The organism is Halarcobacter mediterraneus, assembly GCF_004116625.1.
Classification (GTDB): domain Bacteria; phylum Campylobacterota; class Campylobacteria; order Campylobacterales; family Arcobacteraceae; genus Halarcobacter; species Halarcobacter mediterraneus.
In genome coordinates this window covers 754,984-773,836 of the sequence record NZ_NXIE01000001.1, presented here as the reverse complement: position 1 = coordinate 773,836, position 18,853 = coordinate 754,984, and the positions used below count along the sequence as shown (strand labels likewise).

Sequence of the window (18,853 nt, the reverse complement as noted above, 5' to 3'; positions counted from 1 at the left end):
TTGATATCGCTATATTTATAGGACTTTATTTAACTTAATATCATAACATTAAAAATGTATTCCTATTAAGTAATTTTATGGGTAATTAATATATAATGTATTACTAATAAATAGTTATATTTAAAGAAGGAACCATGAATATTCAAAAAGTTACAAAAGAAAATTATCAGGAATTAATCAATGTCTGGGAAGCTTCTGTTAGAGCAACACATAAATTTTTATCAGAGGGAAAAATTGCAGAGTTAAAACTTCTGATTTTGGAACAGTATTTTGATGCTGTTGATTTGCGTTGTTTTAAAGATAGTAACGATAAGATATTGGCATTTATTGGTGTTGCTGATTCGAAAATTGAAATGTTATTTGTAGATCCAGATTATATCGGTCAAAAAATCGGTCGAAAGTTAACTAAATACGCCATTGAGAATCTTGGCGCATCAAAAGTTGACGTAAACGAACAAAATCCCAATGCAATTGGGTTTTATCAGCGAATGGGATTTGTTCAATCAGGTCGCTCTGTACTTGATGGAGAAGGTAACCCATTTCCTTTAATACACATGAAATTAAAGAAAATATAACAAATCAGAGGAGCCAATAAATTACCCTGCGGGCAATTTATTAGCTCATTTTAAACGTTGTGTGTACAGAATAAACTTTAAATATCAATAGTTAAAATAAAATTAATAGGTTATAAAATGCTTAAAAAAATCACTTTTAAATTTAATAGTTTTTATCAAAGTTATTCAATATGAGTAAGAAAAAACCTTATTCTAATGCTGGTGTTGATGGTTCTAGTGGTTATGAACTTCAAAAACATTGTGCATTATATATATTTTTAGAAAATATGAAGATATAAAAGATAGTAAATACTTTATATGTTTAGAACACCATGAAGATTTTTTATTTTGTTATTTAGATGACACAGAATTATTAAAAAGCATAGTGATCTGTCAACAGAAAATAGGTGTTACTAAGTGGTGCACTTTTGCACTGCATTTTGGTGCATTTTTGGTTTGCACTTGACATTTGATACTTTAATAGACTTTTTTAAATCATTTATCATATATTTACTACCATCTTTTATACTTATAGCTTCTAGTTGGCTAATTAGCTTTGAGGTGTTTTTAGAAGTAAATTTATAATAAGAGATTAGCTCTTTTAATTCTTCTACTATTGTATCAATATATGGTACTTTAATCTCATCTTTTTTAGCTAAATGGATAGCTTGTGATAAAACCTATGCATCTATTAAATTTGTTTTATTTCTTTGTCCTAAAGCCTTTGAAAAGTTTAAAAATTGTTTAGGGTTTATCATAAAACATTTGATTTTTTTTTCATTGCAAAATTTTGTTAGAGCAAAAGAGTAGTTACCTGTAGGCTCAAAGATATAAACTAAATTATTGATACTTTTTTTATAAAGTTTATTTAGCTTTGAGTATAAACCTTTTATCCCTTTTAAATTATTTTCAATCTCAATATTAGTTTTATTGATGGGGATATGTACAGCAATTAATTTTTTACTAATATCTAAACCGATACAATTAATCATCTGAACCTCCAATATTTATATTTAGGAGTTAACTCCTAGCTGATTAATTTGTTACACATAACCTTATCTCGTGTAATACGATCTAATAAATTTATTGATCTTGTCGCCACTCAAGTTTAAAGTGTAATTATCTGACTGACCCTCAAGCTAGTTAATTTATTTAAGTTTATTTAACCGCTTTGGCGACTATTCCGATATATTAACTCTAATGAACTCTTGGTTCTTATTATAGCATGTAGATACGAGGTGATAACGATAACTAAGAATATATAGTTTTTTAGAATATAATACTCTTTGTAATCCCAAGAACTTGGTTTAATATATTATCATCTACTTTTTCTACAAATTTTACTTTTCTAGCATTGAAATCTATTGATTTAATTTGTTCTGTCATTATAAACCCTGTTAGGTCTTCACTTTCAAGTTTTACATGAAAAGGGAAGTCTCTATTCGTATTTGTTATAGGACAAGCTATAGCTAATCCTAAGGCTTTATTAAAAGCTTCATTACTAATAATTAGTGCTGGTCTTCGACCTTTTTGTTCATGTCCAGCTTGTGGATCAAAAGTAAGTATTACTAAATCTCCTTTTTTAGGAATATAATTTTCTACCATTCCTCTTTTCCTATTGTTGTATCAAACTCTTCATTTGCTTTATAGTCTTGCGGTATTTTAGATACTAGTTCATTTAAATTAAATTCTGGAATATCTTGTCTTATAGGCTCAATAATCGCTTTGCCATCTATTATTGTAATATTTACATTATCTCCAATATGTAATTGTAAACTTTCCATGACATCTTTAGGAACTCTAAGTCCTTGTGAATTTCCCCATCTTGATATTTTAGCAGTCATTTTACTCCTTTATGTATATCCGAAGTATATCATTTAAACTTTTGTATGTCAAATTATAATTAAAAATAATAATATATTAGTATTAAAATATAAGGAGACTATAAGTGAAAGGAAAAATATTAGACTTTAGCTTACAAGAGGGTAAAGGTATTATTTCTGATGATAATGGAACTTGGTATGATTTTGTTATTTCAGAATGGAAAAATGAAAAAGCACCTGCAGTTGGTCAAACTGTAGATTTTGATATGAATGAAAACAGCGCAGTTTTTATTTAGGTTGTAATACTGCTGGTATTATAATACTTTTAGTTTTCTTATTTGGTTTTATTTTATTAGTAGTCCCAAGTATTTTTATCGGAATGATTGCATTTATTGAGGCAATATTATATTTAATTAAATCAGAAGAAGATTTCGAAAAAATTTATATTGATAATAAAAAATGTTGGTTCTAAAAAGTTATCTATTTTAAATAGCTAGCTTTTTTTCTTTTTATTTATCCTAGAAGATAAATTCTCATTTTTAAATTTTACCTTTTCGTTATTCAATATATTCTCATTCTTCTGCAACAAAAAAATCAATAGGATTTTCATCATTTATACAGTCAGGTGGAGTAAATTCATTTTTACTTTCCCAAAATCTTTCCAATGCCAATTTCCCACAGTTTGAAGTGAAGTTTCCATGACCATAGTTTTTTAGAACAATGTTTGTTGAGTTTTGAAGTCTTGCATCAATATTTTCTGCATAAAAGTATGGAGTTACGGGATCTAGTGTACCTGTTATTATAAGTACTGGAACGTTATTTTTATAAGGATACTGTACAAATTTTCCACCTCCATATACCTCATAAAGCTCCTTATGTGTCATAATGTTATAAATGCTGTAAGAGTTTGTAAACTCTCCTAAAGTATCTTTTTTAGCTAAAAGAGTATTGAGATTAATAGGATAGTCTTGGTAGTGAATAAAGTTATATATAAGATCTTCATCCCCTTCTTCCGTGTAAGTTGTGGCAAGAGACTCTAAAAAGGTGTAGTTATCATATAGAATTTCATTATATAGCCTATGTATCATATAAGGAATAGAGCTATAATTGCTTCTCGAATAAAGATTTTCGTAAACTTTTACGGCTAGACTTCTCCCATCAATATTGTATTTATCTCCATTAAATGTATAAAAAAATGGTTTATTATGTAAATGGTTCATTACAAAGAGAAACTCATCTTTCAAATTTGGATACGCTCCATTACATTTACTATCCCTTTCACACACCTTAAAAAAACGTTCGATAGCTTCTTTATATTGAGTTACTGAGTGTTGCATAAAATCACTATTTTCTGGTAAAACACCATCTAACACAACACTTTCTAAATTTTCAGGGTAAAGTTCTAAATACTCTAAAGAGAGCCTACTTCCATAAGATACACCTAGTAGATTTATTTTTTCATATCCTAAACTTTTTCTTAAAGATTCAATATCATGTGCACTATTTCTTGTTGTAAAATCTTTTTTAAAAAGACCTTTACTTTGTAGAAAATTTTTACACCCAATTAATGCATCTGTATAAGAGCTTTTAATTGAAGTTTCAAACTGCTCTTGGTTTATAGAACTTATTGTGTTGTTTTCACCAAGAAGCTCTTTTAGGTTTTCTTTGAATTCACTCTCATCTACACTAGAACAAGAAAGATGAGAAGAGGAGTATTGCTCCCCTCTACGATTATAAAAGATAAGGTCTCTATCATCAAAAGTAGAGAAGTTAGATGATAACCAATCTATCAAAGATAGACTTATTAAAGCTCCTTTTTCAGTAGGACCTCCTACTTCATAAATAACTGGTGATTTTATAGCTTCTTTTTTTGCTCTTTTAATAACAATTGGAAGGGTAAACGTTGATGTTGGATTAAAGTAGTCGTTTGGTACTTCTAACACTCCACACTCAAGGTCAGTTCTATTAATATCAAAATTACTACACTCTGTTGTATAATAAGTTTTAGAAATCTGTGGGGTAGTGTTATCACTACCACAGCCTGAAAAGATAAAAATACCTATAATAAGAGAGAAAATAACAGTTTGCATACGCTTCCTTTTTTATAAAAAGTTAAAAAAGCCATCAGATTATAAGGGATAAATATTAATAATACCATACTTTAATTAAAATAATTGAAGATGAATCACCACTTTTATACTCTAATCCTTATAAGGAATATTATATATTTTAAATAAGAGCAAGAATTAAACCAAAATAGATATAATCACTTTCCAAAAATTTTAATTAGGAAAATTTATGAATGAAATGATAATCTATCTAATTCTTGGAATAATAATTTTTATAATTTATAAAAAATATACTCAATACAAGGTATTAAAACTTGTACCATCTCTTTTAGAAGAGGGTGGACAAATTATTGATGTTCGAACAAAAGCTGAGTTTACACAAGGCAATAAAAAAGGAAGTATCAATATTCCATTAGACTCTTTAAAAACAAGAATAAATGAGCTAGACAATAGTAAACCTATAATCATTTGTTGTGCTAGTGGCAGTAGAAGTGCTTTAGCAAAACGACTTCTAATCACAAAAGGCTTTGAGAATGTGCATAATGTTGGAATGTGGAAGTCTCTTTTAAAATTTTAAAAGCAAATCTATTCTTTTATTAACTTTTCACTACAATACCAAATTCAAAAATCTAAGGCTACAATATGGCAAAAAGTCAAAATACTAATAGTGTAAAAAATTCAAAAGTTGATTTAATCAAATTGGGTAGTAACGCTACTCAAAAAGCATTTTCCAAAGATACGACAGTAAAAGAACAAATTGTAAATGCAAGAAAAGCTGCTAGCCAAAACAAAGTAAAAGCAAAGAAAAAAGCTAAAATGGCAAAGGCTTCTAGAAAAAAAGCTAGATAGACTAAAAGTCTTACTAGCCTAAATCAAAGGGCATAAAGTTTTAAAGATATTGATTAAAGAGAAAAACTCGCTATAATGCCTAAAATACAAGGACATATATGCCAAAAGGTAAAAAAACAATTATTAAAGAAATTAAACTATTAGAAGATAATGAAATCCTAATAAATGGAAAAGAATACATTATTCTTGAAACTACAGAAAATATCGAAACTGCAAAGACTATGAAAGTATCTTCAAATGGAAATAGAATTTTAAGATTTGAAAATGAAAGCAAAAAAGCTAGAATTGATTTAAAAAGATCAATTGATATTATCAAAATAACTTTCAAAGATGAACAAAGAGCGAAAAAGTTTTTTAAAACAAAAGACAGAAAATTAATTTTACCAGTAGATACAAAAGAGATAGTTACAACAGTAAACTCATTTATTCAAGCACGTTCTATTGTTTGTGATTATCAAGATAAAAATAGTAAAAACTATGATAGACAAATCGGTGTTAATACTTTCTATTTATTTGAAGAATAGATTTTAACATCAATTCAAATTGCAGTTTGTAATATTTTTAAGTCTTCATTTTTTTTTCTTATATACTTCGTAAAATAAAATAGAGGTTTTACCTTATGAAGGAAAAAATAGTGAATGGGAATATAGAAGTTACATACAAAATAGTAAATAACAAGGATTTAAATCTAACTCTTAGTTTACAAGAGCTTTTAAAAAATGAAAAGATAGTAAAGACTATCAAATCAGAGTTTGCTAAAGGTTTTAGAAATATTGATATTCAAATTGATCAAGAGTTAAGTGATAAGTTTAAATTAGAAACTATAAAAGAGCATCATAGTTTTACTGTGTCAAAAGATGATTTTGCAGATATTGTAAGTCTTGCAGAAGATGATGCTACAAGTAAAAAACTACTAAAAAAAGACTCTTTTGTAGAACTTGTAGATATAAAAACCTTAGATTAAATTATTTCTAAAATTTCAGATTAGTCTAATTTCATTAATTGTAGTATTTGTTATCTAAGTATAAATGGAAAGAATATGATTAAAATAAGTGATTTTATTAAGAGAGTTAAATATTATTATAATCTTATAAAGGCAAAGAAAATAGATACTTATATGATTCTCATAGGTATTTTAGGTGTTGCTATTGGTTTATACTTTTCTATTCCAATAATTAACAAAATATTTGCTTGGTTTATTCTTTTTGGTATTTGTATAAAATTATATGATTTTTCTGAAGAAGTTGAAAGAAATATAGTTACTTATGATTTTAATAAATTATTACCTCCACCAAAAAAGTAAAGTTTTTATAAAAGAGATTATGAAACCTCTTTTATTTTATTAATTTTTATGATTATTTGCAAGCTTTATAGTTTTGAATTGCATAATAAATATTTGCAATAATAGCAATTATCCATCCAACAATTGGAATTATAATTAAAATGGCCGTAATAAAGTGGATTATAGTTGGTGCTAATTTTCCAAACTCTTCTTCTCTTTCATCTTCCATAATTGCAAATCTTGTAACAGCTGTTCCAATAAAACCAAAAAATAAAGTTATTAACAGTGCAATAATAGCTTTTGAAGTAGTGTCTTCTGTTTTTTCTATTACAGGTTTAGTAATATTAAATACAGCAATAGCTTTGTTGTCTTCTGAAATATCAAAATCAACAGTTTGTCCTACACTTGGGCTTTCTTCACTTTTCCATTCATCTTTAGTAAATGTATATCTTTCTGCATTTTCTGCTTTTATAGTATATAGATTCTCATTTTTATCTACACCTAAAATTTTGCCTTCCATTTCTGTCCTTTATTATAAATAATCGTATTATATAAAAATAATATTATTTACATATAAAATAAAAAAATATAGTTTAAATTAGTTTAAAATAGATACTTGCTATTATAATCAAAACTTTTGTGTAGGGAAAAATTTATGAAAAATATTTTAATCATACTTATGATAGTTGTTGCAATAGCTTATATGTTTGTTCTTATGAAAGATAGATATGATAGTATAAAAGAAACTAATATAAAAATTGAGCAACAAAAAAATATAGCCAATTAAGCGTTGGCTATATTTTTTACTTTAAGCAATAGAGTGAATAGTTACTTTAAAATCTAAGTCACATCCTGCAAGAGGATGGTTATAGTCAACTGTTACATTATCTTCTGTAACCTCTGTAACTGTAGCTCTAATAATGTCTCCATTATCATCATCTGCTTCAAGTACCATTCCTATTTCTAAATCAATATCATCAAAATCACTTATTGGCAAAGTTTCAGAAAGTTTTGAATCATATTCTCCATAAGCATCTTTTGAAAGAACTTTTATAGTTTTTGTTTCCCCAGCTTCCATATCTTTTATACCTATTTCAAGGCCTTTTAGAATCTCTCCAGAACCATAAATAAATTTTATAGGTTCTTTGTTTATATTGCTATCTATTATTTCATCATTTAGTGTAACTTCATAAGACATAGATACAACTTGATTTTTATTTATTGACATAAGAATCCTTAGTAAGAGTTTTTTAAGAAATAACTATACCTTAATATACTGATATAAAGTTTATATGTTTTATTTTATACCCTTTTAAAGCTCTTTGTATATAATCTATCTTTATATTTTAAAAAAGGAAAGTTAATAATGAAAGTTGCAATTTACTGTGGTTCAAGTAGTGGAAATGATAATAAATTTATTGAACAAACAAAAAAATTAGGAAAATATTTAGCCCAAAATAATATTGACTTAGTTTATGGTGGTGGTAAAGTAGGGCTTATGGGAACTATTGCAGATTCTTTTTTAGAAAATGGTGCTAAAGTTTATGGTGTAATTCCTGAAAAGTTAGTAGAAAAAGAGCTAGCTCATCCTCAATTAACAGATTTAACAATTGTAAAAACTATGCATGAAAGAAAAGCAATTATGGCTGAAATGGCAGATGCTTTTATTACTCTTCCTGGTGGTGCTGGAACTTTAGAAGAAATATTTGAAGCTTGGACTTGGGCACAGCTTGGTTATCACAATAAACCTTGTGCTTTTTATAATATTGATGGTTTTTATGATGATTTATTTAATATGTTAGAAACTATGACAAAAAAAGCTTTTTTAAAAGAAGAGTATTTAAATATGCTTATAAATACTTCTGATGAAAAAAAATTATTATCAGAAATAAAATCCTATAAAGCACCTAGTGAGAAATGGAATTAATAATATTCACTTAAAAGTGAATATTATTTAAAATGAAGTTTCTACTTTTTTTACCCAATTCTCGATTCTTTCATCTGTTAAATCTTCTTGATTAACATCATCTAAAATCAATCCTATAAATTTTCCATCAACTACAGCAGTTGAATCTTCATATTCATAGCCTTCAGTTGAAGTCTGCCCAATAATCTTTCCAGTTTTTACATATTTATATAGATGACCTAAAGCATCACAAAAAGTGTCTCCATAGTCTTCTTGATCTCCTAATCCAACAAGTGCAATTGTTTTATTTGAAAAATCTATATCTGAAAGATTGCTTTCAAATTCTTCCCAATCGTCTTGTAAATCACCATCTCCCCAAGTAGGAGAAGCAAAAATTAATTTATCATATTGTTCAATATCTTCTACTGAAGAGTTTGCTATATTATGTATTTGAACTTCTTTTGAAAAAGCATCTTTTATTTTTTCTACTATTTCTTCTGTTGTACCTGTATCACTTCCGTAAAATAAACCGATAGTTTCCATTATAAGATATCCTTTGAAATTATTTAAGATGAAAATATATCATATAAAAATTTAAAGCACTATGCCTTTACTTTTATTAAGTTTTATATTTTATTTAAATTAAATTTTACACTTTTCTTGTATTATCAGATAGAATTAATCCTATTCCAAAACTTATAAATAATGAGCCTATCATTTTCCCAAAATACTTAGATAATGAAGTTTTATTAAATATTTTTTTAATAAAGTTCGCACTTAGTGAATAAATCATCATACAAGTAAAGGCAACAAGTGCAAGTATAATAATCAATAAACTATAGTGAAAAATAGTATTTTGATTTTTATTTATAAACTGAGGAAATAAAGCTGTAAAAAATACCACAGCTTTTGGATTAGAAGCTGCTACAATAAATGATTCAAAAAATAGATTTTTTTTCTTTACTTCTTTTGATAGCTTTTTTTCTTCAAGATGAAAAGGAGTTTTAAAAAGTTTTATTCCTAAATAAATTAAATATAAAGCACCAACATATTTAATAATCATAAAAAGTGTAGTTGATGTAGTAAGAATAATACCTAAGCCTATAATTGCTATTGTTGCTTGTATTATTGAAGCAACAGTATTTCCCAAAGCTGTAAAAAGAGATAACTTATAGCCATATTTCATTCCATGGTTTAATGCTAAAATCATACTTGGTCCAGGGATTATTGATACAATAAAAACAGTAGAGGCATAAAGTAACCAAAAACTTAAATCAATCATTTATATTTCCTTTAAAATTTTAAAAGCTTATTTTATCTAATTTGATATAATTAAACATAAAAAAGGAAAATTATGAAAATAGAAATATATTATGATAAAGAGTGTCCTTTTTGTAAAAAATATACACAAATACTCAAACTAAAACAAGAACATGAAGTAATAATAAAAAATGCTAGAGAAGATTTAGAAAAACTAAGATATTTGTATTCTTATGGCTTTGATATAAATAATGGAATAATCGTGCAAGTAGATGATGAAATTTATCAAGGTGCTAAAGCTATTTATGTTTTAGACTCTTTAAGTATAAAAAACAATTATTTATATGGAACAAAACTTTTTGAGGTTTTCTTATATCCAATTATAAAAATTTTTAGAAAGATTGTTTTATTTATTTTAGGAAAAAGTTCAAAAATAAGATTTGAAGATTAACCCCAAGCCTAAGCTTAGGATGTAGATTAGATAATACTATTAATTGTAATTGAGAAGTTTAATTCTTTTCCTGCAAGTGGATGATTAAAGTCAACTTCAACAGAACCATCTTCTTTAATATCACTAATTACAACTTGAATAGGTTGTCCATTTTCACCTTGACCTTGTAGTGGCATACCAACAGAAAGTTCTAAGTCTCCAAATTGTTCTTTTGGAAGAACTTGTTTTGCTTCTTCATTATATTCACCATAAGCTTCAGCTGCTGGAACAGTAACATCTTTTGAGTCACCTTCATTCATTTCTATAATTCTAGTTTCTAGTCCTGGAATAATTTGTCCTGTTCCAAATGTAAATTCTAAAGGATCTTTATCAATATTACTATCAACTACCTCTCCATCTACTTTTAATTCATACATCATTGCTACAACTTGATTGTTTTCTATAGCCATATTGATACCCCTTTTATTTTTATTAAAGTAAAACTCTATCAAAATAAAATAACACAGAGGTAAAATATGGCTATATTAGAAAAAAATATTAAAATTTATATTTGATAATCTGCTCTTGTATCTTTCCATTCAAAGATAAAACACATAGGTAGTTCATCTTTTTTATTTAATATTATTGCAGTAATAGTAGCCGATACAAAGATTGAAATAATTGCTAATAAAGAAGCAAAAGCTAAAGTAGATAGCCCAGATAAACCTTGTCCAACTGTACAACCTATTGATAATACTCCACCAATACCCATTAAAGCTCCACCAATCATATTATATTGAACTTTCTTTTGCCCTTTTGATGCAGTACATCCAAAACTATATCTTCTATTGATTTTAGACATTAAAAATGCACCAGAAATAACACCCAAAACTAAACAAACTGAAAAAACTAAGTCAAATGCATCATAATACATAAAAAGTTCTACTGTTCTTCCACTTGGGAAAACAAAAGATAAAGCTTCTAAGTCAACAATTCTTTCAATACTATCTGCTCCAATAACACCTGTTATATACCAAGCAGCTGCAACAAAAAGACCAACTAATACTCCATCCCATAATGATACTACTCTTTTTAGTTTTTTTACTAAAATTGCTAATAGTATGATTAAAATAGGAACTAGAATATAAATATTCATTGTAATATTTCCAAGATAATTTGACCATTGAAGAAGTGTTTCATTTGTAGTGATTGGAGAAAATAAACCATTTACAAAACCTTTAGCTGTAGCATAAGCAAAAATACCCGTAAATACAATCACAATTAAAGAGTTTATATCTCCTTGAGCAAATTTGATAAGGTGTCTATTACTACATCCATCAGCAAGCATCATTCCCACACCAAAAATTAAACCACCTAAAACTATACTAAAATAGTTGATATTTTCTCTGTAGTAGTTTGATTCGGTTAAATCTATTTCAAAACTATTTGAAACAATTGCAGTTGAAATAATTGCAATTATCATAGCTGTGATAACAGAAGCACCTCTTTTAGTTGATTTTGTAAGTATGTAGTCTTTTATTGAACCACTAAAACAGAACTGATTCTTCTGTCCTACTGCTCCTAAAGCTAAACCTAAAACAAAACCTAGAATATTTACAATTTCATACACATCTAAATTCATTTAAATCCTTAGTCTTTTAATACAGTTTAAATTAATCAAATATTATCTTTAAATATTTAAATACTGTATTAACGAAGCTTATTAATAAAATAATTAAGCAAAAATAAATCTTTATTTATTTAGTAGGGTTTAAACTTCTTGATTTTCTATTCTCATATCTTCAAGGCCTTCAAGAATATCTAAAGCTTGTTCTTGAGTCATTTTATTATTTTCAATATCTGTAATAACTTCATCAAAAAACTCTTTTATTTTGTTCATATATTCTAACTCTTCTTGTAAATCTTTATCTTTCTTTTTTGAAAGTTCTGCTTTAATTTCTTCTATATTTTCATTAACTTCTACTAAAACATCATTTTTTACAAGTTCTTCTAATTTTTTTATGTTATCCATTATTTACCTTTATTATTTGTATTAATTGACATTATATCTAGTTGATTTAAATATTTAGTTATAAAAAATAAAAATTGTGTAAAAATGACTTTTAGCTACTTTTAGCTAAAATAACTGACTTAAAAATAAATAACAAAGGATAATAATGCAACCAAATACTTTAGCAATTCATGCTGGATACGAAAAAGACGAACAACTTACAATGTCAGTTCCTTTATATCAAACAACTGCATACGAATTTAAAAGTACAGAGCACGGAGCAAATTTGTTTGCATTAAAAGAGTTAGGTAATATTTATACAAGATTATCAAATCCCACAACAGATGTTTTTGAAAAAAGGTTTGCCCAAGTAGAAGGTGGTGCAGCAGCGATTGCTACAGCTTCTGGAATGTCTTCTATTTTTTATGCTATTGCAAACGCAACAAAAGTAGGGGACAATATTTTAGCTTCTGATAAATTATATGGAGGGACATATACTCAATTTGAACATACTTTAAAAAGATTTGGTGTCGAAGTTAGATTTTTTGATACTTTTAATGCACAAGAAGCAGAAAAACTAATTGACGAAAATACAAAAGCAATATTTTTTGAGTCAATCTCAAACCCATCAATTGATATTCCAGATATTGAAGTGATTGTACAAATTGCACAAAAACATAAAATCTTGTCAATAGTTGATAATACTGTGGCAACTCCATATTTATTTAGACCTTTTGAATGGGGAATTGACCTTTCTGTTCATTCAACTTCAAAATATGTTACAGGGCAAGGTCTTGCTATGGGTGGTATTGTTGTAGAAAGAGAAGGTTTAAATGACTTTCTTAAAAACAATGATAAATATGCACACTTCAATGAACCTGATGAATCTTATCATGGCTTAGTTTATACAGATTTAGACTTTCCTGCATTTTGTTTAAGAACAAGACTTAGTTTATTAAGAGATTTAGGTTCTGTTCCATCACCTTTTAACTCTTGGTTAATGATTCAAGGATTAGAAACTTTAAAAGTAAGAATGAAAGAACATTGTGAAAATGCTTTAAAAATTGCAAAATTCTTAAAAAATCATCCAAAAGTAAAAGAAGTAAAATATCCACTTTTAGAAGGGGATAAAAATTACAATAATGCAGTTAAATATCTAAAAGATGGAGCGAGTGGATTATTGTCTTTTGATGTTGGTTCATTTGATGTGGCAAAAAATGCAATTGATAAATTAAAGATATTTTCACTTGTAACAAATATTGGAGATACAAAATCTATTGTAACTCATAGTGCTTCAACTACACATCAGCAATTATCAGAAGAAGATCAAAAAGCTTGTGGTGTAACACCTGGACTTATTAGATTATCTGTTGGTATAGAAGATGTTGATGATTTAATAAATGATTTAGATGAAGCTTTAAAATAAATGAAAATACAGACCAAAAAAGAAAGATTTAAAGAACCTCTTCGTTTAGAAAGTGGACGTATTTTAGAAGAATATGAACTTATTTATGAAACATATGGAGAGTTAAATGAGGATAAATCAAATGTAATTGTGGTTTGTCATCCTCTTTCTTTAAGTCATCATGCAGCAGGACGTTATGCAGATGAAGCAAAAGCTGGATGGTGGAATAACTTAATAGGTGATGGAAAAGCTGTTGATACTACTAAATATTTTGTAATTTGTTCAAATACTTTAGGTAGTTCATATGGTTCTACAAACCCTTTAAGTATTGACCCTTCTACAAAAAAAGAGTATAGACTAAAATTTCCAGTTTTAGCTATTTCAGATGTGGTAAAAGCACAAATGAAACTTTATGATAGATTGGGAATAAAAAAAGCTAAAGCAATTATTGGTGGAAGTATGGGAGGAATGCAAGCTCTTTGTTATTCTATTGAATTTCCAGATTTTGCTGAACAAGTTTTTGCCTTAGCAACAACAGCATATACAAGACCTTGGGCAATAAGTTTCAATAAAATAGGAATGGAAGCAATAAGACATGACCCTATTTTTAAAAATGGAAACTATAGTAAAGATGACATTCAAGCATTAGGTTTACCTGGACTTGCTATTGGAAGAATGGCAGGACTTATTTGTTATTTAAGCCCAAATCTTTTTAATAGAAAGTTTGGAAGAGACTATGCAAGTACAGATGGACTTTATGAACTTTTTGGAAGATTTGAAATTGAAAAATATTTAGAATACAATGCTTATAATTTTCCAAAAGTATTTGACCCTTTATCATATTTATATACCTGTAAAATGATGAATATCTTTGATTCAGGAAGAAATGAAGATACATTAGAAAACTCTTTTGCTAAAGTGAAATCTAAATTGCATTTAATATCTTTTTCTGATGATATGACTTTCTTTCCAGAAGAAATGGAAGAAATAAAAGATATTATGATAAAAATAGGAAAGGGTGAGCAAGTAACTTATAAAATGGTAGAAAGCCAATCAGGACATGACTCTTTTTTAGTAGAAGTAGAAAAGTTTGAAGATTATATTATCAATTTATTAGAAGGAAAAAAATGAGTGAAAATGAAAAAAAAGAAGAAATATCTTTTGAAGAAAAAGTAGAAAAAGCAAAAGAATTATTAGAAGCTTTGTCAAATCCTGATATTACTCTTAGCGACTCTTTAGACGTATATAAAAAAGGAATAAAAGAGTTAGATGAAGCACAAAAACTTTTAGATGAAGCAAAACTAATCTTTACTCAAAAAGAAAAATCTACAGAAGAACCCTTCTAAAAATATTGCAAATTGTCATATAAATAACATCTAGTTTTATTTCTTGATAAACTTCTTTTAAAATCTTAGGAGAAGTTTATTATGAATAAATTAAGCAATCTTGAAAATATTGATAAACCTAGAGAAAAACTTTTAAAAAATGGAGCAAGTTCTTTAAAAAACTATGAACTAATGGCAATACTTCTAGGAAGTGGAATAAAAGGAAAAGATGTTCTTAGTCTATCAAAAGAACTAATAAAACTCTTAGAAAATGATTTTGAAAACTTAAGTTTAGAAAAGCTCTTACAAATACATGGTTTAGGAAAGGCAAAGGCTTGTCAAATCATAAGCTCATTAGAACTATCAAAAAGATATTTAATCAAAAATCAAAATCTAAAAATAACTTCTTCTGAAGATGTTTATAATGAATTAAAAAAATATCATAACAAACAACAAGAATACTTTTTGGCACTTTATTTAGACGGTGCAAACCATTTAATCGAAACAAAACTTATAACTATAGGAATATTAAATCAAAGTTTAGTGCATCCAAGAGAAGTCTTTTCTTATGCTATTGAAAGAAGATGCGCAAGTATTATTGTTGCACATAATCATCCAAGTGGAGTATTAACTCCTAGTATAGAAGATATAAATGTAACCAAACGATTAAAAGAAGCAGCAAAAATTTTAGGAATAGAACTTCTTGACCATCTTATTTTTACAAAAGAAGGATATTATAGCTTTTCACAAGAAGATATCTTATGATTTATAAGGAGTCATTGAAGTCTTTGATTTCTTTTAGTTTTGTTACAAAATTTTTAAGTAAAGGTTTTGGTGCATAAGGTAATAAAGATATTAAATCTTTTTCAAGGTTAGAAGTTTTTTTATTATAAGAAGTTTTAGGCTCTTTTAAAAGATTTTCTTCTTCTATTTTTAAGTTAAGTTTATTTTTCAAAATATCTAACTCTTCTTTTGAAGCAGTTTTTAAAATATTTTGAAAAAACTTTTTTCTACTTTTTGTATCATTTGTAAAAAGGTCTTGTTCTCTTATTTGAAGAACATCAGCAATATAAGGAATAAGTTCAATTTTTATGGAAATAGTACCATTTAAATATTTGTAAATAGTTTTTTCACTTGGAGTTTCTCCAGTGCTATGTAGTTTTGGTTCTAAATCTTGTAATTTTTTAGCAAATTCTCTTTTAGTAAGTTTTTTTTCTTTTAAAATAGTATTGATTCTTTCAAAAACTTCCAATATCTTCCCTTTTTTCATAATTGTATATAAAAATGTTATTTATTTAATAGAATATTAATTCTTTTAAAAGTAGAATTTAATAAAGCATTTTTTGCGATTATAAATACTACTTTTGTAGTAATAAAGGTAATTCTTTATGGGTATAGAACTAATAAGTAGTATTCTACTGCTGATGATTAATTTTATTTTGCTTTTTTTCTTAATTAAAGAAAAAAAAGTGAAAAAAACTTTATTAAAAACAATAGAAGAAAATAAAGAAAAAATTGAAAGTTTAAAAATAAAATATGAGAATAAACTTAAAAATGAAATAGAAAATAGCAAAAATAAAGATAAAATAATCTATCAACAGTCTAAACTAACTTCAATGAAAGAGTTAATAACAAATTTAGCCCATCAATGGAGACAACCTTTATCCGTAATTTCAGTAGCTGCAACAAGTTTAGAACTATATGAGAAAAGTGGAGAGCTGAAAAAAGAAGACCTTCTTAAAAACTGTATTTTAATAAATGAAAATGCTCAATACCTTTCTCAAACAATAGAAAATTTTAGTGATATGGTAGAAAAAAGAAGAACAAAAAAGATTTATAGAATAGAAGATGCTATGGATATTATCCAAAAATTAACAGCAACTTTTACAGGAATGTCAAATATAAATCTAATTTTAAATATAAAGGATGATATCTCAATATATGGATATAAATATGAGTTGATACAAATACTTTTAAATATATTAACAAACTCAAAAGAAGTATTTGAAATAAGAGATATAAAAGATAGGTATATATTTTTAGATATAAACTCCGATGAAAAAGAGTTTACAATAAATATAAAAGATACAGCAGGAGGAATAGAAGAAAAAAACTTAAACAAGGTATTTGAACCGTATTTTACTACAAAACATCAAGAAGTAAATACAGGCTTAGGCTTGTATATCTCTTATCTTATAATCAAAAATAACCTAAAAGGAAAAATCGAAGTTTCTAATGAAGAGTTTGAATATAAAAATAAAAACTATAAAGGTGCATCTTTTTTTATCACACTTCCTAGGACTTAATATTTTTAAATAACATTTTTAAAGCATATGACTACAAAGTTTTTGTAGAATACAAACTTTTAAAGAGGAATGTAATGGGTGAAGAAAATAAACGAAGATTAGAACAACAATTATGGAATATAGCAAATACCCTAAGAGGTAAGATGGATGCCGATGAGTTTCGGGATTATATCCTTGGATTTATCTTTTTTAAGTATTTATCTGAAAAGATGGAAACATATGCAAATGAGCTTTTAGAAGAAGACAAACTTATATATACAAACCTTGATGAAAAAAAAGATACAGAATATCTTGAAGCTATCAAAGAAGATGCGCTAGAACAACTTGGTTATTTTCTAAAACCAACTGAACTTTTCTCTGCTATTGCACAAAGAGGAAATAGTGATGAAGACAATTTTATCTTAGATGATTTAACAAAGATTTTACGAAATATTGAAGCTTCAACTATGGGGCATGAGAGTGAAGATGATTTTGAGGATTTGTTTTCAGATATTGACCTTACTTCTAAAAAACTTGGAAGAACAGAAGAGCAAAAAAATACTCTTATTTCAAAAGTATTAGCTCACCTTGATGATATAAACTTTGAGCTAAAAAATCACGATAGAGATGTACTAGGTGATGCTTATGAGTATCTTATCTCAAAATTTGCAGCGGGAGCTGGTAAAAAAGCAGGGGAGTTTTATACTCCTCAAAGTGTCTCAAAAATCTTAGCAAAAATAGTTACAACAAACAAAGAAAAACTAAAATCAGTATATGACCCAACTTGCGGTTCAGGTTCACTACTTTTAAGGGTTGCAAAAGAGGTAAAAGATGTATCAAATTTCTATGGACAAGAGTTAAATAGAACCACATACAACCTTGCTCGTATGAATATGATTATGCATGATGTTCACTATAGAAAATTTGACCTAAAACAAGAAGATACCCTAGAGCGACCACAACACGAGGGAATGAAGTTTGAAGCAATCGTAGCAAATCCGCCATTTTCTGCTCACTGGTCGGCAAATCCGCTTCATCTAAGTGATGATAGATTTTCCCAATATGGAAAGCTAGCACCTAAAACAAAAGCTGATTTTGCTTTTGTACAGCATATGATACAGCATCTTGATGACAATGGAACTATGGCAGTTGTATTACCTCATGGAGTTTTATTTAGAGGAAGTGCAGAGGGACATATAAGACAATACTTGATTGAAGATAGAAACTATCTTGATGCAGTTATAGGATTGCCTGCAAATATCTTTTATGGAACTTCAATACCTACTTGTATTTTGGTATTTAAAAAGTGTAGAGAAGATAGTGATGATGTACTTTTTATAGACTCTTCAAAACATTTCGAAAAGATGAAAAATCAAAACTATCTAAGAGCTAAAGATATAGAAAAAATAGTAACAACATTCAAACAAAGAATCCAAGAAGACAAATACTCATACAAAGCAAGTCTAGAAGAGATAAAAGAGAACGACTATAACCTAAATATCCCAAGATATGTAGATACTTTCGAAGAAGAAAAGGAGATAGACTTAGATGAGGTTTCTGTTGAGTTAAAAGCTTTGGAACTAGATATGAAAGTTACAGATGAAGAAATAGCTTCATATTGTAAAGAACTAAATATATCTACACCATTTTAGGA

The 18,853-nt window shown here is 27.2% G+C and carries 28 protein-coding genes; 16 read left to right on the top strand and 12 right to left on the bottom strand.

Annotated features, from left to right (window positions below; all coding sequences use genetic code 11):
* The first annotated feature begins 134 nt into the window (after positions 1-134).
* Positions 135-575, top strand: coding sequence for a GNAT family N-acetyltransferase (locus CP965_RS03935; protein ID WP_129060743.1), 441 nt, complete (start codon positions 135-137; stop codon positions 573-575).
* A 659-nt stretch (positions 576-1,234) separates the two neighbouring features.
* Here CP965_RS03935 and CP965_RS03930 read toward each other — a convergent pair.
* The 3 genes from CP965_RS03930 to CP965_RS03920 form a co-directional block, all read right to left on the bottom strand.
* Positions 1,235-1,546, bottom strand: coding sequence for an IS110 family transposase (locus CP965_RS03930; protein WP_129060742.1), 312 nt, complete (start codon positions 1,544-1,546; stop codon positions 1,235-1,237).
* Positions 1,547-1,823: 277 nt separating this feature from the next.
* The gene (locus CP965_RS03925; protein ID WP_129060741.1) at positions 1,824-2,159 is read right to left on the bottom strand and encodes a type II toxin-antitoxin system PemK/MazF family toxin; all 336 of its coding nucleotides are present in this window, start codon (positions 2,157-2,159) and stop codon (positions 1,824-1,826) included.
* On the bottom strand, positions 2,153-2,398 hold the full coding sequence (locus CP965_RS03920; RefSeq protein ID WP_129060740.1) for an AbrB/MazE/SpoVT family DNA-binding domain-containing protein: 246 nt from the start codon (positions 2,396-2,398) through the stop codon (positions 2,153-2,155). Before CP965_RS03920 ends, CP965_RS03925 begins: the two co-directional genes overlap by 7 nt.
* Positions 2,399-2,502: 104 nt before the next feature.
* Here CP965_RS03920 and CP965_RS14195 point away from each other — a divergent pair, with 104 nt between their 5' ends.
* Positions 2,503-2,673 carry a hypothetical protein gene (locus CP965_RS14195; protein WP_206732242.1) on the top strand — a complete coding sequence of 57 codons (171 nt, stop codon included), beginning with the start codon at positions 2,503-2,505 and terminating at the stop codon, positions 2,671-2,673.
* Between the two features lie 276 nt (positions 2,674-2,949).
* Here CP965_RS14195 and CP965_RS03910 read toward each other — a convergent pair whose 3' ends face one another.
* Positions 2,950-4,467: an alpha/beta fold hydrolase gene (locus tag CP965_RS03910; RefSeq protein ID WP_129060739.1), complete on the bottom strand. Its 1,518-nt coding sequence runs from the start codon at positions 4,465-4,467 to the stop codon at positions 2,950-2,952.
* Positions 4,468-4,675: 208 nt separating this feature from the next.
* Between CP965_RS03910 and CP965_RS03905 the strand changes: the two genes are divergently transcribed.
* From CP965_RS03905 to CP965_RS03885, 5 genes are all read left to right on the top strand, one after another.
* Positions 4,676-5,023, top strand: a complete 348-nt coding sequence (locus CP965_RS03905; RefSeq protein ID WP_206732241.1) for a rhodanese-like domain-containing protein — start codon at positions 4,676-4,678, stop codon at positions 5,021-5,023.
* 65 nt (positions 5,024-5,088) lie between these two features.
* Positions 5,089-5,295, top strand: coding sequence for a hypothetical protein (locus CP965_RS03900; protein WP_129060738.1), 207 nt, complete (start codon positions 5,089-5,091; stop codon positions 5,293-5,295).
* Positions 5,296-5,393: 98 nt separating this feature from the next.
* Positions 5,394-5,819: a hypothetical protein gene (locus tag CP965_RS03895; RefSeq protein WP_129060737.1), complete on the top strand. Its 426-nt coding sequence runs from the start codon at positions 5,394-5,396 to the stop codon at positions 5,817-5,819.
* Between the two features lie 95 nt (positions 5,820-5,914).
* Positions 5,915-6,259 carry a hypothetical protein gene (locus tag CP965_RS03890; RefSeq protein ID WP_228712665.1) on the top strand — a complete coding sequence of 115 codons (345 nt, stop codon included), beginning with the start codon at positions 5,915-5,917 and terminating at the stop codon, positions 6,257-6,259.
* A gap of 75 nt (positions 6,260-6,334) precedes the next feature.
* The gene (locus CP965_RS03885; protein ID WP_129060736.1) at positions 6,335-6,598 is read left to right on the top strand and encodes a hypothetical protein; all 264 of its coding nucleotides are present in this window, start codon (positions 6,335-6,337) and stop codon (positions 6,596-6,598) included.
* Positions 6,599-6,650: 52 nt separating this feature from the next.
* On the opposite strand, the gene CP965_RS03880 is transcribed toward CP965_RS03885, so the two are convergent.
* Positions 6,651-7,097 (bottom strand): hypothetical protein, encoded by a 447-nt coding sequence (locus tag CP965_RS03880; protein ID WP_129060735.1) that lies wholly within the window; start codon positions 7,095-7,097, stop codon positions 6,651-6,653.
* 135 nt (positions 7,098-7,232) lie between these two features.
* Between CP965_RS03880 and CP965_RS14415 the strand changes: the two genes are divergently transcribed.
* Positions 7,233-7,364 carry a hypothetical protein gene (locus tag CP965_RS14415; RefSeq protein ID WP_267285274.1) on the top strand — a complete coding sequence of 44 codons (132 nt, stop codon included), beginning with the start codon at positions 7,233-7,235 and terminating at the stop codon, positions 7,362-7,364.
* Between the two features lie 21 nt (positions 7,365-7,385).
* Here the strand turns inward: CP965_RS14415 and CP965_RS03875 are convergent, their stop codons facing one another.
* Positions 7,386-7,805, bottom strand: coding sequence for an FKBP-type peptidyl-prolyl cis-trans isomerase (locus CP965_RS03875; RefSeq protein ID WP_129060734.1), 420 nt, complete (start codon positions 7,803-7,805; stop codon positions 7,386-7,388).
* 138 nt (positions 7,806-7,943) lie between these two features.
* Here CP965_RS03875 and CP965_RS03870 point away from each other — a divergent pair, with 138 nt between their 5' ends.
* Positions 7,944-8,504, top strand: a complete 561-nt coding sequence (locus CP965_RS03870; protein WP_129060733.1) for an LOG family protein — start codon at positions 7,944-7,946, stop codon at positions 8,502-8,504.
* A gap of 27 nt (positions 8,505-8,531) precedes the next feature.
* Here the strand turns inward: CP965_RS03870 and CP965_RS03865 are convergent, their stop codons facing one another.
* Both CP965_RS03865 and CP965_RS03860 read right to left on the bottom strand, forming a co-directional pair.
* Positions 8,532-9,026 carry a flavodoxin gene (locus tag CP965_RS03865; RefSeq protein WP_129060732.1) on the bottom strand — a complete coding sequence of 165 codons (495 nt, stop codon included), beginning with the start codon at positions 9,024-9,026 and terminating at the stop codon, positions 8,532-8,534.
* A gap of 106 nt (positions 9,027-9,132) precedes the next feature.
* Positions 9,133-9,765 (bottom strand): LysE family translocator, encoded by a 633-nt coding sequence (locus CP965_RS03860; protein WP_129060731.1) that lies wholly within the window; start codon positions 9,763-9,765, stop codon positions 9,133-9,135.
* Between the two features lie 72 nt (positions 9,766-9,837).
* Between CP965_RS03860 and CP965_RS03855 the strand changes: the two genes are divergently transcribed.
* Positions 9,838-10,194 (top strand): thiol-disulfide oxidoreductase DCC family protein, encoded by a 357-nt coding sequence (locus CP965_RS03855; protein WP_129060730.1) that lies wholly within the window; start codon positions 9,838-9,840, stop codon positions 10,192-10,194.
* 26 nt (positions 10,195-10,220) lie between these two features.
* Here CP965_RS03855 and CP965_RS03850 read toward each other — a convergent pair whose 3' ends face one another.
* From CP965_RS03850 to CP965_RS03840, 3 genes are all read right to left on the bottom strand, one after another.
* Positions 10,221-10,643, bottom strand: coding sequence for an FKBP-type peptidyl-prolyl cis-trans isomerase (locus CP965_RS03850; RefSeq protein ID WP_129060729.1), 423 nt, complete (start codon positions 10,641-10,643; stop codon positions 10,221-10,223).
* 95 nt (positions 10,644-10,738) lie between these two features.
* Positions 10,739-11,815, bottom strand: coding sequence for a YeeE/YedE family protein (locus tag CP965_RS03845; RefSeq protein ID WP_129060728.1), 1,077 nt, complete (start codon positions 11,813-11,815; stop codon positions 10,739-10,741).
* 129 nt (positions 11,816-11,944) lie between these two features.
* Positions 11,945-12,205: a hypothetical protein gene (locus CP965_RS03840; RefSeq protein ID WP_129060727.1), complete on the bottom strand. Its 261-nt coding sequence runs from the start codon at positions 12,203-12,205 to the stop codon at positions 11,945-11,947.
* Positions 12,206-12,350: 145 nt separating this feature from the next.
* On the opposite strand from CP965_RS03840, the gene CP965_RS03835 reads away from it, so the two are divergent.
* From CP965_RS03835 to radC, 4 genes are all read left to right on the top strand, one after another.
* Positions 12,351-13,610, top strand: a complete 1,260-nt coding sequence (locus CP965_RS03835; RefSeq protein WP_129060726.1) for an O-acetylhomoserine aminocarboxypropyltransferase/cysteine synthase family protein — start codon at positions 12,351-12,353, stop codon at positions 13,608-13,610.
* Positions 13,611-14,720 (top strand): homoserine O-acetyltransferase MetX, encoded by a 1,110-nt coding sequence (gene metX / locus CP965_RS03830; RefSeq protein ID WP_129060725.1) that lies wholly within the window; start codon positions 13,611-13,613, stop codon positions 14,718-14,720.
* Positions 14,717-14,935 (top strand): exodeoxyribonuclease VII small subunit, encoded by a 219-nt coding sequence (xseB, locus tag CP965_RS03825; RefSeq protein ID WP_129060724.1) that lies wholly within the window; start codon positions 14,717-14,719, stop codon positions 14,933-14,935. Before metX ends, xseB begins: the two co-directional genes overlap by 4 nt.
* 81 nt (positions 14,936-15,016) lie before the next feature.
* Entirely contained in the window at positions 15,017-15,679 is a 663-nt protein-coding gene (radC, locus tag CP965_RS03820; RefSeq protein WP_129060723.1) for a RadC family protein, read from the top strand.
* 1 nt (position 15,680) lies between these two features.
* Here the strand turns inward: radC and CP965_RS03815 are convergent, their stop codons facing one another.
* Entirely contained in the window at positions 15,681-16,166 is a 486-nt protein-coding gene (locus CP965_RS03815; RefSeq protein WP_129060722.1) for a helix-turn-helix domain-containing protein, read from the bottom strand.
* 217 nt (positions 16,167-16,383) lie between these two features.
* Between CP965_RS03815 and CP965_RS03810 the strand changes: the two genes are divergently transcribed.
* Positions 16,384-17,220, top strand: coding sequence for a sensor histidine kinase (locus tag CP965_RS03810; RefSeq protein ID WP_164970990.1), 837 nt, complete (start codon positions 16,384-16,386; stop codon positions 17,218-17,220).
* Between the two features lie 74 nt (positions 17,221-17,294).
* A complete protein-coding gene (locus CP965_RS03805) occupies positions 17,295-18,851 on the top strand; it encodes a type I restriction-modification system subunit M (protein ID WP_129060720.1) in 1,557 nt (518 codons plus the stop codon).
* Positions 18,852-18,853: the final 2 nt, after the last annotated feature.